General features: G+C 55.9%; 7 protein-coding genes and 1 riboswitch. Of the genes, 6 read left to right on the forward strand and 1 reads right to left on the reverse strand.

The features are described from left to right. Positions 1 to 4 precede the first annotated feature (4 nt). Positions 5 to 2,380, forward strand: a complete 2,376-nt coding sequence (locus AC4G46_RS04785) for a transcription initiation factor TFIID (RefSeq protein ID WP_491126916.1) — start codon at positions 5 to 7, stop codon at positions 2,378 to 2,380. Between the two features lie 316 nt (positions 2,381 to 2,696). Here the strand turns inward: AC4G46_RS04785 and AC4G46_RS04790 are convergent, their stop codons facing one another. Further along, a complete protein-coding gene (locus AC4G46_RS04790) occupies positions 2,697 to 2,966 on the reverse strand; it encodes a hypothetical protein (RefSeq protein WP_491126917.1) in 270 nt (89 codons plus the stop codon). A 116-nt stretch (positions 2,967 to 3,082) separates the two neighbouring features. Between AC4G46_RS04790 and AC4G46_RS04795 the strand changes: the two genes are divergently transcribed. The 5 genes from AC4G46_RS04795 (at position 3,083) to AC4G46_RS04815 (ending at position 16,301) form a co-directional block, all read left to right on the forward strand. Beyond that, positions 3,083 to 4,354 carry a vWA domain-containing protein gene (locus AC4G46_RS04795; protein ID WP_491126918.1) on the forward strand — a complete coding sequence of 424 codons (1,272 nt, stop codon included), beginning with the start codon at positions 3,083 to 3,085 and terminating at the stop codon, positions 4,352 to 4,354. Between the two features lie 52 nt (positions 4,355 to 4,406). Then, entirely contained in the window at positions 4,407 to 5,042 is a 636-nt protein-coding gene (locus AC4G46_RS04800; RefSeq protein WP_491126919.1) for a beta-mannanase, read from the forward strand. Positions 5,043 to 5,195: 153 nt separating this feature from the next. Next, complete coding sequence (locus AC4G46_RS04805; protein WP_090719956.1) at positions 5,196 to 6,458, forward strand: hypothetical protein; 1,263 nt, start codon at positions 5,196 to 5,198, stop codon at positions 6,456 to 6,458. Beyond that, entirely contained in the window at positions 6,455 to 9,592 is a 3,138-nt protein-coding gene (locus AC4G46_RS04810) for a GAP1-N2 domain-containing protein (protein ID WP_491126920.1), read from the forward strand. The genes AC4G46_RS04805 and AC4G46_RS04810 overlap by 4 nt, the downstream gene beginning before the upstream one ends. A 1,001-nt stretch (positions 9,593 to 10,593) precedes the next feature. Further along, a riboswitch (cobalamin riboswitch) is annotated at positions 10,594 to 10,801 on the forward strand. A 271-nt stretch (positions 10,802 to 11,072) separates the two neighbouring features. Continuing rightward, a complete protein-coding gene (locus AC4G46_RS04815) occupies positions 11,073 to 16,301 on the forward strand; it encodes an S-layer homology domain-containing protein (RefSeq protein ID WP_491126921.1) in 5,229 nt (1,742 codons plus the stop codon). Positions 16,302 to 16,438: the final 137 nt, after the last annotated feature.

The raw sequence follows: 16,438 nt of genomic DNA on the forward strand, positions 1-16,438 counted from the left end.
GCCTATGATTAGAACAGAAGCACTGGTCTATGCAGAACAATATGCGGCGCAGGAAGAGGCGCTGCACAGCAAGGGGGATGGACGCAGCAGCATCCATTACCCTGCGCTGTTTCTGTTCCTTGGCGATAAGGTGTCGGCAGCGATTGAGCCGGTGCTTATGCGCTGCGAGCGGAAATGGGATAATGCTGCCGGGGTGCTGGCGCTGCATGCCGGCGCGAATGGCGGCAAGGTGCAAGATAGCAAGGAACGGGTGATGACGATGGCCCTGCCGGATCCGGCCGGGCGTGATCCCCGCATGGTGCGCCAGGAAGTCTACCGGGAATTTCACGAGGACGGCCGTTATCTGGCCGGGATGAACCGGACGCTCCGGCAGATTGGCAACAGGATAGCAGACTATGGACGGCTGTATTCTTCTTTTGACGTAATCCATCTCTCCATCATTACGCGGGTCGATGACCCGCTTAATGTGCTGCTGCCTGAAGTTGCCTTGCTCGCCCGGGCGGTGCTCAGCCAGTCGTTCAAATCGGTGCAGACCGACCTGTACACGCTGATTAACGAGCGGGAGCAGGGGGATAACTTCGGATATTCCAGCTCGGTCGGGCTGGCTTTTCTGCGTGAGCTGGAAGGCATGCAGCTGCCGGACTATACATTTAAAGCGCCGCTCCTCGTTACGGAGGACGGATTGTCGATACCGGTGGCTCACGGCCCCTCCGCCCTGTTCGATCTGGTCTACCTGCTCTCGGACAAAAACGAGCGTGGCATGACCCCGGTGAACGGCATGGAGGATAACTACGAGATTATCGCGCACATCAGTCTGCTGAAGAACCGGGTACGTCCTTCTTCGGATCAGGCTTCCGGTCACGGCGGCTACAACAATATGACGTTCAAAAGCGGCATCCGCGGCAGTACCGGCAGGCAGGGCTATGCCTCCGCCGGATTCTCGGCGGTGCGCAGGCCGAGCAAGCCGATTGCCATGGCGGTGCTGTACCATGCCTTTCATGTTCTGGCCGCGAAGCTGCAGACCGGCGGCGGCTTTAGTCTGCGCGACCGCCAGGCGCTGCTCGGCCTGACGCCGGAAGCGCTGCGCGAGCGGGCAGCGGGCCTCTTGCCCGATGAGGCGGGTATCGCCGAAATGACCGGGCTGATGAGCCACGGCCGTCCGTCCTACAGCGAGCTGAAGCCGCTCTCGCTGCGCGAGGCGGAAGCTCTGCTGTTCGGCGACGGCGGTGAGGCGTATTTCCGCAGCAACTTTGCGGATGTTTCCGCTGCGCGTGCTGCGGCCCTTGACCCTGCGCGCGAGTGGGCCGCCGTACTGGCGGCTCAGGAGCAGGCAACTCCGCCGGTGACGTTCTACCAGCTGGCGGAGTGGACGGCCGAGCAGGGCGAGGCCGGAGGCAGTGTGCTGAACGCGCTGCGTCAGCACATGGGCGGTTTGCGCTCGGCGCTGGCCAGCGCCGAGGAGGAGCTGGAGCAGCTCTATGCGCAGAGCGTAGAGCGCCAGCCGTTCCAGCGGGTGCCGCTGCTCGACAAGCGGACCGTGCGCAATTTCATTCATTATTTGTTTGAGAGTATATATAGTAGGAAATACGAGATTCTCAGGCTGAAGCTGGAGCTGGACATTGCGCTCCGCTATGACGCTGCACTGGAACAGCTGCATGCCGAGAGCAGAGCCAAAGTGCAGACGATGCAGGCGCTGGAAGAAGAGCTGCGCAGCCTTGCGCTGGCAAGCATTGGGCGCTCCGGTGAAGCGGTGGACCAGAATATCATGGAATACTACCGCACAGTGACCGCAGAGGTCATGCTTGACATTGAGACCCGGCGCGGTGCGGGCATCTTCTTCAGCGACCGCTTCATGGGCAGCATCTCGGAGCTGCTGCGCCAAGGCGGTCCGGCAGTTGTACGCCGCCTGATCGAAGTATGCAGAAAAGAGCTGCTGACGGCAGCGCCGTTCGTCCTCCCGTTTGAGGAGGAGCTGCTGCGGCGGGCCAATGTTGCAGCGGCTTACGAGAACCGGGAGATTGTCTCCAGAGAGGAGCTGTTCAAGCAGCTCTATCTGGGTCTTGAAGACGGTGCAGTCATCAACGTCCGCCTGTTCGAGTATACGCAGGAGCACCGTCATGAGGAGAAATATTTCTTCGGCGACAGCGGCTCCGAATTCCTACGCTACGCGCTGAACGCTGACGGAACGACCAGGATCTACCGCCTGGGCGTCGTCCACGAGCAGCGCCGGAGCGGTGTGGAGAAGCTCAACCTGATGGGCGGCTTCCATCTGGAGGACCTGCTCTATTACCGCAACGGCAAGGTTTACTACGAGACTTATGTGCAGAACGGCTACAAGCTGCACGGTGTGGATGAGGAGCAGCTGCCTGAGCTTAGATGAGTAACGAGGCTGGGGAAGGCTGCCCCTCAGGCAGGCTGCGAAGGTGCTGTTTGGTTGTGGAACTGTTGAGTAAGAGTATGTATTGAGGTACTAAGCATGCTGAAGTGTTAAGGACGTTAAAAGCTAAGGTGCTGAAATTCTGATAGCTGATTGCTGAAAATGTCTAAATGCTGATTTGCCAAAATGCCAGAATGTCGTAGTGCTGCAATGCTGACGATTGAATGCTGAAATTGGGAAGGAAGTTGCCGACATTTCAGTCTGAGGTATTGCAGCTAGCCCGTGCATACTCCAGACTAATAAGGAAGGGCATACGGCCCTAATGAGAGGCAAAAATACCTCTGATTTCAGCCAATACTGGTAAATGGGCCGAATGAGAGGCAAAAAAGCCCTTGATTTCGGCCAATGAGGGCAAACGGCCCGAATCAAAGGCAAAAAGGCCTCTGATTTCGGCCAATGCGAGCAAAGGGCCGAAATGAAAGGCAAAAAAGCCTTTGATTCCAGCCGATACGAGCAAACGGCCGAAATGAGAGGCAAAAATGCCTTTGATTCCAGCCCAAACGGGCAATGCGCCAGTTGTTAACTGCAAGGGAGTTTTTCCGCCGCCTACTTCGCCAGGGAACACACGTCCAAGAGGATAACAGGCTGGCTGTGCTCCGCAACGTATAAATCTAACAATAGTTGTTCCTGAAAGGATGAGGATGGATGCAGCGGAAAATCAATCTGCTCTTATTGTGTTTTAGCCTGCTTGGCGGCGGCATAGCTTTTGTGCTTGGAGAGCTGCTGCTGGGCAGCAGGCCTTATGATCTGCCGTCAATCCTGATTGTCGGCATCTATTTCGCCATAGTGGCGCTTGGCATCGGACTGGGTGCACTGCTGGCTGAGATGATCTCCCCGCAGCTGAACGGCTTGTCATGGAAGCAGCGCTATCTGGGGCTGTCGTGGAAGCTGCTGCCGCTGACGGTGGTTATCCTGTTCGGCGTCGGCACGCTGATGGAGTTTGTGTATGAGCTGAACTTTGGCGGCATCAAAACGGTCAAAAATGTCGTGATGGTCATCGACGACTCGGGCAGCATGCAGCAGAGCGACCCCGGCAACAGCCGGTATGCCGCCGCGCAGTCACTGGTGCAGCAGATGGACACTGATAATCAGGTGGCCGTAGTCACCTTCAGCCAGGATGCAGCAGTGGTTCAGCCGCTGACCTCACTGCGGAGTACCGAAAACCGCGAGAAGGTATCGGAGGTTATCGGCAGTCTGCAGACGACGGAGGGCGGCACGAATATCAGCGGAGCACTCACCGAAGCCATGAACGTAATTAACACAGACAGCGGAGCCAGTCGCGGAGCTATGGTGATCATGCTGTCAGACGGCTTTAGCCAATTTGATACAGCTACTGAATTAAATGAGTATAAAAGCCGGGGAATCGCCGTGAACACCGTCGGGCTTGCGCTGGACGACCCGTCAGGCGCCACGTTGCTGCGGGATATTGCCGCTGCGACAGGCGGGCAATATTATGATGTTACCGATGCTGGCCGTCTGGGCGAGGTGTTCCAGCAAATCTATGACCGGCTGGGCGACCGTACCCTGCTCACAGAGCGCAGCGATGCTACAGCAGACAGCCCTTATTATGCAGTTGTGCGGATTTTGGCGCTGATGCTGGTGGGTACTGCGCTTGGGATCGGGCTTGGCATTATTTTTGATAACCGGCATTTGGCCAAAAGCTTCGGCATTGGCGGCTGGGCAGCCGGCCTGTGTGCCGGTCTGATTCTCGAATTCGGGCTTGACGGCCATTCTGTCGGCGATACGCTGGTCCGGCTGAGCGCTGTACTGGTGCTGGCGGCTATTATTTCACTCTTTACCTATGTGGTACCGGTCGGCGAAGGACGGCTGTCCCGCCGGGGAAGAAGAGAGGCGGCAGCATCCGGTTCCGAAGGGTTTCATTCGCCGCGCAGAAACAGGAACAGCAAAGGCTTTTAAGGCCCGGCAGCATCAGCTAAAGCTAATGAACAGGTGAAAGGAGCATACAGTCATGAGGTACGCCGAAGAAACTCCCCCTGCACAGGCCATTACGGAAGTGACTGCCCGGGTGGAGGACCGGCTCTGTACGCTGAGATGGCGCTGGCCGGACGGCGTACAGGCGGTCTGCATCCACAAAGGAACGGCGGAGGGACCCGGCCAAGGGGAGCTTCCGCCTTCCGGCATGAAGCTGTACACCCGTGAGGAATACAAAGCGAACAACGGCTACCGGGACCGGATGGATGATATCGGCCTGGTGGTCTATACCATATATGCCCGGATTAACGATAACGGCGAGACACTGCTCATCAGGCAGCCGGACCGTTCCAACGAGATTACAGTCAGCGCCGGCAAGGCCAGAATTTATTATTCCGTCAACCAGAAGAAAACGATATTCGGCAAGCAAAAAACAGTACATATGACGATTACCGCCGAAGTGCCGGTGCCGAAGGATGTACTCTGCTATGTCAAAAAAAGAGGCGGGTACCCGGCTTCCAGGGAGGACGGCGTGCTGTTCCCGTTCGTGCAGGATTTTGCCGCCGGACGGAACGCGCTGCCGCCGATCGAGATCGGCAAAGAGGACTTTGTGCGGATTTTTTTCACCGACGGACGGAAGTACGGTCAGTATTATGAGCTGGTGCCTGAATAAGTGTACTTTATGCAGCTTAAAGGAAAATATCCGGACTGAAAGGCAAAATAGTTGTACAAAGTGCAGTTAAGGCGCGAAGCAGCGCATAGCCCATAACAAATGGCCAACAAGAAGTAACGCTCAGACAACGACAAAACGTTGGGAGGACAAGAGATGTCTTTTTTCAGCCGCTTTATGAAGAAAAACCAGCCGCAGCCGCGGCCGCTTTTCTATGATATTGTGTGCCCGTACTGCTTCACGAAATTCCAGCCGGAGGAAGTTGTTTTCCGGGCCATGCACAGCCGTGAGGATGATGAGAATTACGCGCTGGGCGAGGATGACGCTCTGAATAAATACCGTGAGCGCTTCGGGCTCGATACGGTGGATGATATGGAAGCGATTCTGAATCCGGCTGACATTCCGGAAGAATACCATCATTACACGGACCATGTACTCACCGGTCTAACCGACCGCTACGGGGTGCTGACGCGCAGACGGCTCTGCCCGGCCTGCCATAATGAGCTGCCTGTAACCGCGGGCAAGGTGCCGAGCAACATTATCTCCATCATCGGCGCTTCCCAGGTAGGGAAGTCGGTGTATATGACCTCACTGATCCATACGCTGCAGCATACGACGGCGGGGCATTTTGACGCAGCCTGCATGCCGCTGAATGCCGAAATCAGCCGCAAGTTCCGCACGCTGTACGAAGAACCGCTGTTTGAGCGCGGCGATCTGCTGGCTTCGACCCAGAAGGAAAAAATGCAGGAGCCGTTCATCTTCCAGTTTGTCTTCAAGGATGAGAGCAAGCCGCCGCTGACACTGGTATTCTTCGATGTTGCCGGTGAGGGCATGGTTGATCAGGATTACCTCGGGCTGCACGGCCAGCATATCAAAAACTCGGCGGGCATCCTGTTCATGGTCGATCCGCTGCAGATCCGCTCCATCCGCGAGAAAATCCGCATCAACTACGGCGACAAGCCCGGCGAGTGGGTCTCACAGTATGATGAGCCGCGCGATGTGGTGCTGACGATGTTCGGCGATTTTATCGCCTATCAGGAGAAGAGCAAAACCTCCATCCCGACAGCGGTCGTGCTGACCAAAAGCGATATGCTGCATTCGCTCAAGGATGAGGACGGCGATTATATCAAGTCGAACAGCAATGTTTTTAATAACTATGTGCACCGCAAAACACTGAATCTGGACGAGTATCATAACATCGACGGGGAAATCCGCCGCTTCATCGAGAAGGTGGACCGCCCGTTCAAGGATACGATGGATGTTTATTTTGCCAACACGGGGTATTTCGCTGTATCTGCGCTGGGCAGCAACCCGGTCAATCAGAGAATAGAGGGTGTGGTCAGCCCAATCCGGGTGGACGAGCCGTTTATCTGGCTGCTGCATAAGCTGAATTATATTGAGGGGAGCGACGGGCCGTGAACAGATTTTCAGGGTCCGGCATCACCCAGCAGATGTACACCCGCGAGCGGCGCGGGGTTTACCGGGCAACCGAGGGCTTCGATACAGTAGCGAAATCGGACAGTCTAGATAATAATTTTGTCAAAAAAATTCTCCACCCCTTCTGCGTCTACGATGCTCCGGCTGAGCTTTCGGCACGCGGCGAGAAGAATGAGGAGATTTATCCAACTGCGCTGCATCTGTTCCATACGGAGACGAACGATACCGTAATTGGGCAGAGCCGCTATCTGGCGGCTGATTTTACGGGGCAGCGGAGCGCTTTTTTCGCCCATAACTTTGTTGTGCCGCCGATCCGCTCGGAAGAGATTGTGGAGCATTACGGGGACTGGCTGCATGCGGACTTTGCCGTCAGTCATGAAGGGGAGCCGGGCGGAGCCTTGCCGGAGCTGGACCATATTCCTGTGCGGCAGCGCGAAAGCCGGCCTGACCCGCTGACTGTGCTGCGTACGCTCGGTTTTAACGAGGAATGGTTCAAGGCCCTGCTGCAGGCGGTCATGCTCTCCGTGGCCGGGAAGAAAAAAATCTATATTGCGCTCGATGTGCCCATCAGCGAGGTATCGCAGCGTGCCGCAGACCTGACAGAGATTCTGTTCAGCGTGCTGCCGTATGATTTCCGCCGCCGGCTGGGCGTCATTACATATGCGAATGAGCCGCAGAGCCGCAAATATATCCATCTGACCTTTGTGGAAAAAGGCTCGCTGCGTCCCGGGGACCGCAATATCGAGAAGGATTATGTGTTTGATCTGGCATCCGGCCGCATGCTCAATGCTGATTTTGGCGGAACGCGCCAGCCTTTTGCCGAGCTTGTCTGGAAGACGCTTAACCGGAAGGGCAGCATGGAGGATTATGCCCGTTTTGCCGATTCCCTGCTGACAGGTGAAGGGCCGGAGCGTAAGCTGCAGCTGGCGGTATATAACGAGCTGGCGGTCTTTTATGAGATTGAGCAGGGGGATGAGCAGGCGTACACAGACAATAAAATAGCTGTGCTCAGCGGTCTGTTGTCCTACCTGAAGCCCCAGGGAGCATTGGAGTCACGGGTGCGGCTGAACGATCTGTTCCTGGAGCGGTTCGACCGTGAGTACGATGCCATCCGGCAGCGCGGGATTCCCCAGCCTGAAGTACTTGAGCAGTTCAAGGAGTACTTTGTGCTGGAGGGTCATAACTACCGGGGCAAAATCGTCGACTTTTTCATCAACGGCATGTTGAATTGTCCGGCTGCAGGTCGGGAGGATGTGCTGGCTGCGGCTTATGGCATTATCGAGAGCAATGACGGGCTGAGTGCAGCCTTTTTCAAAAAAGTGCTAGGCCAGCCCATATTCCGCAGACAGCTGCTGGAGCCTTATATGGAATCCCGGCTTGCTGCTGCGGCTGATTCAAGGGACGTTATGCGCTTCGTATTCCATTGGGGGCGGTCATTGCCGGAGGTGCTGCAGCAGTCCTTCGCCCGGGATATGATCAAAGAATATCTGCTGGAAAAGCTGGCCGGGGACAACAATCCTGTGGCCGCCGTAGCGGCCGCCCATGATTTTGTAGAAAAGGCCGAAAAAGAACGGCGCAGAGGCAGCGGCCTCTATCCGGAGGCGATGTCGCTGCTGCTGGAGCTTGCGGATGCTGCAGACCGCTTCTTGCTCAGCCGTGTGGATCTGGACGAGCTGACGCTGGAGCAGCTGCTGGATATTTCGTTCCTGCGTTACCGTGACGCTGAGGACTGGCAGCCGCCGCTGGATTCCATCAGCAGACGCAAGGCGAATGCCCTGCGGGCCGCCTACCGCTGGTTTGGCGAGGAGAAGCCGGATGAGAAGATTTTTGCCGGCCTTGCCCCGCGGGAGCTGGACGATGTGCAGCTGCTCGGACGGCGCTGGCTGAAGGATATGCGCAGTGCAGAGCCTTTTGAGCGTCTGCCGCTGGCCTTCTATCATATCAGTGAGCGCGAGGACGGGCCGCTGGATTATGAGGCTTTGCTGGAGCTGGTTGTGCGCAAGGCGGGCGGAGATAAAGAGACGGTGTACCGTTTCTTCGACTGGTCGCAGGGCAGCCGGCTGTTCACAGTCTCGAATAAAAAGCTGTGGCCGGGATATAAACGGGCCATTCTGAAGTATTTCATGAACAAGGACCGTGAAGCGTTCAAGAGCCGTGACTTCCGCAAAAGCTATGCAGCTGCCGCAGGACCGGCGCTGCAGACTATCTACAATGAAGCCCGCAGCAAGCTGGCTTCACCGCTGGCGCGGTGGGTCAGCCGCAGCCGATTTCAACTCCTGATCAGCGGCTCTGTTCTGGGGCTAGTGATCATCGCGGTCATTATAGCGGTCAGCCTGCTGCGGCCGGACCCTGCTGACACGGCGCAGCCGGCGACTGGCTCCGGGGCCGGCGGTGCCTCGACGGTTACCGCTATGCTTGGCAGCGGCGGGACTGCCGGGACCAGGCTGGTGTTCACCTTTGAGGATGCAGCGGAATGCTCCGCCTTTAAGCCGGCGGAAATTGGGCTCATGTCCGGGGATGAGGTGACGGACATGTATGATGTTGTTGCAACGACGGGCAGCTGCCTGGTGGCGTCGCCGGAACCGGGAGCCGCTGCCACGGATGCGGCCGGCTCTGGTACGGACGGCGGTGCGGCGGACAACGCGGGTGCCGGGACGGATGGCGGCGCGGCGGATAACGCGGGAGCCGAGACAGACGGCGGCGCGGTGGACAACGCGGGTGCCGGAACGGACGGCGGCGCGGCGGACAACGCGGGTGCCGGGACAGACGGCGGCGCGGCGGACAACGCGGGTGCTGGGACAGACGGCGGCGCGGCAGTCTCGTCTCCGCCGGCTTACCAGGTCACCGTTGACCTGGAGCAGGGCGCCGTGCTTGCAGCCGGCAATATGATTACTGCCGGTAAGTACAAGCTGATTGTTCAGCCTGATCCTGCGGCGGGAGTGACCGCATCGCCGGCAGCACAGCCTTCTGCCACAGCTGAGGCCACGCCTGATGCTTCAGCTGGTACCAATAACACTGGTGACAATACCAGCGGAAGCAATACAGCGGGTGAGACAAGTACTGGCGAATCCGGCACAAACGGTGCTGGTGCAGAGAGCACTGCCGGTGCGGAGTAGCGACTATTTTTCATAATTAACTGATAAACAAATATTATAATCCTGAACAGCACAAACAGCCGGATGACGGCTTGAGTGCGTTCAGGATTTTTTTTCAGCAGAATGTGTTGGAGCTGGCAACAGAATACTGGTGCAGAGAGCAGTCAGAGTGGAGGAACGTTTTCTTGCAGACTAACTTGATCTTATTCGCAGCATATACTCTATTCTGAGCAGTACAACCATCCGCAGATGACGGGTAGCATGTTTATGTTTCTTTGCGGCCACCTGGTTGTAACTAAGTGGATTTTAGACAACTAATCTCTGCCGAAACAAGTGATGAACAGAACTAAGTGGAAATTTGCCACTTAATTCAGGCGATTTTGCTGAAATGTGTGCTTAACCAGTAAATGAAGTATCCATTTTCCAATTAATTACGCCGGAATGAGGGTTTCGGTGAAATTAAGCTGCTTTTTTCCAACTAGCTACGGCGACAAGTTTTTATAAAGTAGTCTGCGTGTGGTCGGGGTGGTCGTGTGTAAGAGTAAAGTAGTCTGCGAGTGGTTGGTCTGGTTTATGTAGGAGTGGTAGATAGTCTGTGAGAACAGGTTAGCTTGCCAGGGCGGGGAGTTTAGGCCAACTATATTGGGTTGGAACAGCCGATGTGGTTAGAGTGGTCTGTGTAAAAGTAAAAGGTAGTCTGCAAGGACAGGTTAGCTCACGTGGCAGGTAGTTTGAGTTAGAGTAGCTTAAGTGCTTGGGCAGACTTCATGCTTTGTGTAGTCCTTATGGCTAGTGGTTGTCTGGTCTAGGTAGGAGCAGAAGGTAGTCTGCGCAGATAAGGTGGTTGCCAATTAAGAGCAGTCCGCATATACACCGCCCCTTCTGACACAAGCGGCTGGTTGAAGCAAGCTCTGTGCAGCTTTATTCCGCCGCTAATAGCTGACATGGGATGGAATGAGATTGTAACAGCTTTTCTATGGACATAGAGGGAAATAGTAGATATGATTATGAATATTAAAATTTAATAAGCTATTGAAAAGGGTGCGCGTTCTTGTGTTTCATAGAACCGCTTAATAGGGAAGGCCGGTGCAAGTCCGGCGCGGTCCCGCCACTGTAAATGCAGAGCGACTCCTGCGGATGCGCCACTGTCCGGCTGTTTATGCTGACGGGAAGGCAAAGGGGAAGCGATGAGGCATAAGCCAGGAGACCTGCCTTTTTTCATGGACGTTTCACTTCTTCGTGGGGTAAGAATGCGGAACACATGCAGATGAACTGCGGCTTAGAGCAGATGCGCGCCTTGCAGAAGGTACGCCTGCTGATGGCCGGCCTGTGAGCAGCAAGCTCAGCTTACAAGCTGTCCAGCCGTTAATTTGTATTCTTCCCGGCCGCCCTTAACAGGGCGGTTTTTATGTTGGGCAAGTGAGGCTGCGGGGGAATCCCAGTCCGTGCTGCTAACTGCACTATTTGTACGATCATTCTATTAACAGAAAAGGGGTTAACAATGAAGAAGAAATTCTCTGCCAGGTATTGGCGGCTTGGCCTGGCTTTATTGCTGGTTATCTCGATTATTGGAGGCGCTGTTGTTCCCTCCGGACAAAGCTATGCAGCCGCTGATTCAGCGGTGCAAAGTGCTGAACGTGTAACAGATGCTGTGTATGCAGCAGACGCTTCCTCCTCGGAACTGCCGGTTACTCTGGAGGCAGTAGCGCAAAATGGACAAGTTACTGTAAAAGAGGCCACCTATAAAACTGCCGAATATATTTTGGGCAGCGGTGTGACATCGGAATGGCAGGCCATCGGGCTGGCCCAGGCCGGCTATACCGTACCTGACAGCTATGTGCAGGCACTTGAACAAAAGGTGAAGGCTGCCGGCGGAAGCTTTTCCAGTGTAACGGATTATGCCCGGATCGTGCTCGCAGTAAAGGCTGCCGGCGCTGATCCGGAGAATTATGCCGGTACCGGCACCACTGCAGGCTACAATCTGATTGAGAAAATTTATAACAATACCAGAATCAGCGGGCAGACCCTGAATGCCCCGGTATATGCGCTGCTCGCACTGGATTCCGGTAATTATACCATTCCGGGCGATGCGAAATGGACCAAATCTGCGCTGCTCGGCGAGATTTTGTCCAAGCAGAATGCGGATGGCGGTTTTACCCTGTCCTCAGGTGCAAGCGACCCGGATATGACAGCAATGGCTTTGACGGCGCTGGCTGCACACCGGAATGAACCGGGCGTAGCGACAGCCGGACAGAAGGCGGTAGCCTGGTTATCCGCTGCGCAGGACAGCAAAGGCGGATACGGCGACAACAGTGAAAGTGCTGCCCAGGTTATTATTGGTTTGACCTCCTTTGGCATAGATCCGTCAGGAGCTGAGTTTACCAAAGCAGAAGGAGATCTGACCGGAAGACTGCTGAGCTTCTTTACAGCCGGCGGAGGTTTTGCCCATAACGAAGGCGGGAAGGTCAATGCGTATGCTACCGAACAAGGTCTGCAGGCGCTGGTTGCCTATAATCTGTTCAGCGGCGGAAGCAACGGGAAGCTGTATGATTTTACTAAACCGGCAGCGCAGAATCCGCTTGTATATGTACCGCTTGTAATTGAAGGACCTCAGGGTACGCTGGGCCAAGGGAATGCCTATGCAGGCAATGCCCTCGAAGCGCTGGAGAAGGTTGCTGCCCAGAACGGGCTGGCGCTTACGAATCCGTCCGGCAATTATGTTACGGCCATCGGCAATGTAGCTGCGGGAATGTTCGGCGGCTGGGATGGCTGGAGCTATGCTGTCGTCCGCGGAGGACAGTGGCTGTATCCGGATGTAGGCATGAAGGATTTCAGCCTCAAGAGCTCTGACCGGATTGTCGTCTATTACGGGGGTGCTGATACCCAGCTTGTTGAATCAGTGACTTTGTCCAAGGCGCAGCCAGGGGAAGATGAGGCTTTTGACGTCACGGTTACTCAGATTACATGGGTCTGGGATAACGCTACGTTTACTTCAAAGCCGGTGACTTCAAAAGCTGCCGGGGTCGAGGTCACGATCGGCAGTCAAAAGGCTGTTACGGATCAGAACGGGCTGGCGGCGTTTAAAGACGGATTGGCGGAAGGAAGCTATACGCTGACCGTAACCGGTTATGCTGCCGGCAAGGCCCCGGCGTTAGTCAGATATACTCAGGCTGTTACAGTAGTTTCCGGAAACGCAGCTGCCCATCTGACGGTCGAAGGACCGGAAGGCATGGTGGCAGAGGGAACGCTGAAAGCCGCAAATGCACTTGCTGCGCTGAAAAAACTGACTGCTGCACAGGACATCCCGCTGCAGATTACGGATTCCGCCTACGGCAGCTATGTGTCCGGCATTGCCGGGATCACGAATGGAACCTATGACGGCTACTGGAATTTTGTAGTCTACCGCGGCGGAGAATGGATCTACCCTAGCGTGGGTATGGGAGATTTCAAGCTGCAGCAATCGGACCGGGTACTGGTCTATTTTGCCGGAACCGGTACGCAGATTGTCGATTCGGTAACAGTAACTCCGCAGCAGCCGAAGCCGGATGAAGCATTCACGGTTAAGGTTATCCAGAAGCAGTGGGTGTGGAACAGCGCAACATTCACAAGTGACCCAGTGGTTTCACCGGCTGCAGGCGTTCAGGTGACCATTGGCGGAACGGCGGTAACAACGGACAGTAACGGCGTTGCTGTATTTGAACAAGGCTTGTCTGCAAAAATATACACGCTGGCAGTAACCGGCTACGTCAAAGGAGCTGCCCCAAAGGTTGCCCGCTACGCGGAGTCCCTGAAGGTAGCCCCGGGAAATGTTACAGCCAGCCTGGCGATAGAAGGACCGCAGGGGGTTATGGCCGAGGGCAGGCTTGAGGCGTTCAACGCTTACGATGCCCTGCAGCAGCTGGCTGCTTCCGGCAGCCTTGCACTGCAAAGCACGGAGTCTGCATACGGTATTTTTGTGTCTGGCATTGGCGGTGTTGAGAACGGCACTTACAATCAGCAGGATTACTGGGCCTTCGCCGTATTGCGCGGCGGGGAGTGGATTTCACCGGATGTAGGGCTGAATGACTTTGTACTTGAGCCGTCTGATCATGTGCTCGTGTACTATGCAGGGAATAATACGCAGGTAGTGCATTCGCTGGCCGTATCGCCTTCGCAGCCGAAGACAGGCGAGGCTTTCACGGTTGCAGTTGAACAGAAAAAATGGGTCTGGAACAATACAACCTTTACGATGGACCCGGTTGTTTCTCCGGCTGCTGGCGTACAGGTCAGCATTGGCGGAAAAACTGTAACAACGGACGAGAAAGGTGTGGCTTCCTTCAACCAGGGCCTGGCGGCCGGTGCTTACACCCTGACTGTCACCGGTTATGTGGACGGGAAGACGCCTAACGTTGCCCGCTTTACACAGGCGCTGACGGTGGTGAGCCCGTCCACGGTTCCACAGCCGGCAACAGCCACCATTTCCGTTACAGGCGATAGCCTGAAAGGTACGATTCTCTCCAGTACAACTGTAACGCTGAACGAAGGCGAAACAGCTTACAGCCTGCTGGTCCGCCAGCTTGGCAGCAAAGTGGTGAGCGGCGGCAGCGGTGACAGTGTCTATATTAGATCCATCGACGGCCTGGCTGAGATGGACCGCGGCAAGGACAGCGGCTGGATGTATTCGGTCAACGGCAGCTATCCCAAAACAAGTGCCGGCAGCTATAAGCTCAGCAGCGGGGATGTGCTGGCCTGGCGCTATACAACCGACGGCGGAGCAGATATCGGAAATCCGCCGGGCGGCGCGGGAAGCTCGGGAGGAACAGGAGCAGCCGGTTCCGGAAGTCTTGCAGGAGTAACCATCACTGCAGACAATACTCTTCCGCTCAATCAGGCCGGCCAGACAACAGCCGTAACCGGTACTGTGATGTCAGCAGCTGAAGCTGCGGCGCTTAAACAGCAGCTGGCGGCCAACGTGGTCACTATTGAGCAGGATGTGACTCCGGGGGCGGCAGCCTCCCTGAAGGACAGCGGCGGAGAAGTAGAACTGCAGCTGCCTTCCGGTGCAGTGTCCGGAACAGTGAAAATCAGTGTAAGAGAGAGCAGCGCAAGCCGTACCGAGCTTGTATCGGGATTGTATGATTTCAAGCCGGACGGTACGAAATTCCTGAAGACAGCGGATTTGCTGATCCGCATTCCCGTTACAGCCGTTAATCCGAGCAATTTGGCGCTGGCCTGGCTGGATGAAAGTACAGGCAACTGGATACCGGTACCCGCCTCACTTGATCTGAAGACTGGCATCATGACCGGTAAAGTCAGCCACTTCACCACATACGCGGTCGTAGACCGCAGCAAGTTTGAGCCGCAGCAGGGCAAGCTAGCCAGTGATATTACGGCTACAGCCAAGACTGTGGCAGCATCAGAGGAGCTGAGTGATTGGCAGGCCATTGGCCTGGCCCGCACCGGCCATGCTGTACCGGCAGGTTATTTGAACGCAGTGAAGGAGCAGCTTGCTGCAAGCAGCGGTGAATTCCGCAAGGTAACCGATTATGAGCGTCTGGTGCTGGCCGTGGCTGCGGCCGGGGCAGATCCGCAGAGTATCGGCGGATATAATCTGATTGAGAAGATTTATAACAACCGCAATATGGCAAGCCAGGGAAGCAACGGTCTGATTTTTGGCCTGATTGCTCTCGATAGCGGCTCCTATAAGGTGCCTGCAGATGCGCTGTGGACCAGGGAGCGTCTGATTGCTGCGATTCTGGAGCTGCAGAGCAAGGACGGTGGCTTCCCGCTGACCGCCGGAGGCACTGATGATGTGGATCTGACCGCGATGGCGGTCACGGCACTCTCCGCGCATACCGGCCAGACGGCAGTGAAGGCCGCTCTGGACAAAGCGGTAACGTGGCTGTCCGGACAGCAGCTGGAGAACGGCGGCTACAAGGTATCCGGCACTGAAAACAGTGAGAGTACGGCCCAGGTCATTATCGCCCTCAGTACTGCCGGCATTGGTCCCGGAGATGCACGTTTTGTAAAAGCGAAGGGCGGTCTGCTGAGCCATCTGGCTTCATTCAGACAGGCAGACGGCAGCTATGCCCACACTGCAGGACAGCAAGGCAACGGTCTGGCTACGGAGCAGGCGCTGCTGGCATTGTCAGCCTATAGCCGCTTCCTGACAGGTGATTCCAAGCTGTTCAGCATTACGCCGGGAGCAGTGAGCGGCGTTACCTTTACCGATGAAAGCCAAATTTCTGCCTGGGCGCTTGCTTCCGTACAAGAGGCCTTTAATCAGGGACTGATGAAGGGCGTTAGTGAAACGGACCTGGTCTTTGCTCCGAAGCAGAAGATCACCCGTGCCGAATTCGCAGCCCTGCTGTTAAGACTGACTGGAGAAACACCGGCTGATTCCTCGGCAGCTGCTGTATTCAGCGATGTAAAAGCCGGTTCATGGTATTACGGGACGGTGCTGAAAGCGAAGGAGCTGGGAATGATTTCGGGTGTAAGCGATACGTCCTTCAATCCTAACGGTTATATTACCCGCCAGGATATGGCGGTTATGATCATGAGGGCCTTCAAGCTGGAGAGCAGCGGAGCATCTGCCGCCTTCACGGACGAGAGCCGGATCAGCAGCTATGCGTTGACTGCTGTGCGGACGGTGTCACAGCTGGGCTATATGAGCGGATATAACGGCTCCTTTGATCCTGCAGCTGCGGTAACCCGTGAGATGGCCGCGGTCGTTGCAGTCCGGCTGCCGTAAAGCGCTGCTGCGGTTTATGCGAAAGGTTACAAGAAAGAGCAGATTTACAGCCCGGTTTAAGCTAAAATAAATGAAGATGATAGGATCGGGATAGAACGGGGGCATCTGGCTCTCGTTCTTTCCCTTTTTTTCAAAGA

The sequence above is a fragment of the Paenibacillus sp. fava2 genome (assembly GCF_058313675.1).

What these genes read in the sequence shown, in the direction of transcription:
- AC4G46_RS04785 (WP_491126916.1), top strand. Translation starts at nt 5, where the DNA reads ATGATTAGAACAGAAGCACTGGTCTATGCAGAACAATATGCGGCGCAG.
- AC4G46_RS04795 (WP_491126918.1), top strand. Translation starts at nt 3,083, where the DNA reads ATGCAGCGGAAAATCAATCTGCTCTTATTGTGTTTTAGCCTGCTTGGC.
- AC4G46_RS04800 (WP_491126919.1), top strand. Translation starts at nt 4,407, where the DNA reads ATGAGGTACGCCGAAGAAACTCCCCCTGCACAGGCCATTACGGAAGTG.
- AC4G46_RS04805 (WP_090719956.1), top strand. Translation starts at nt 5,196, where the DNA reads ATGTCTTTTTTCAGCCGCTTTATGAAGAAAAACCAGCCGCAGCCGCGG.
- AC4G46_RS04815 (WP_491126921.1), top strand. Translation starts at nt 11,073, where the DNA reads ATGAAGAAGAAATTCTCTGCCAGGTATTGGCGGCTTGGCCTGGCTTTA.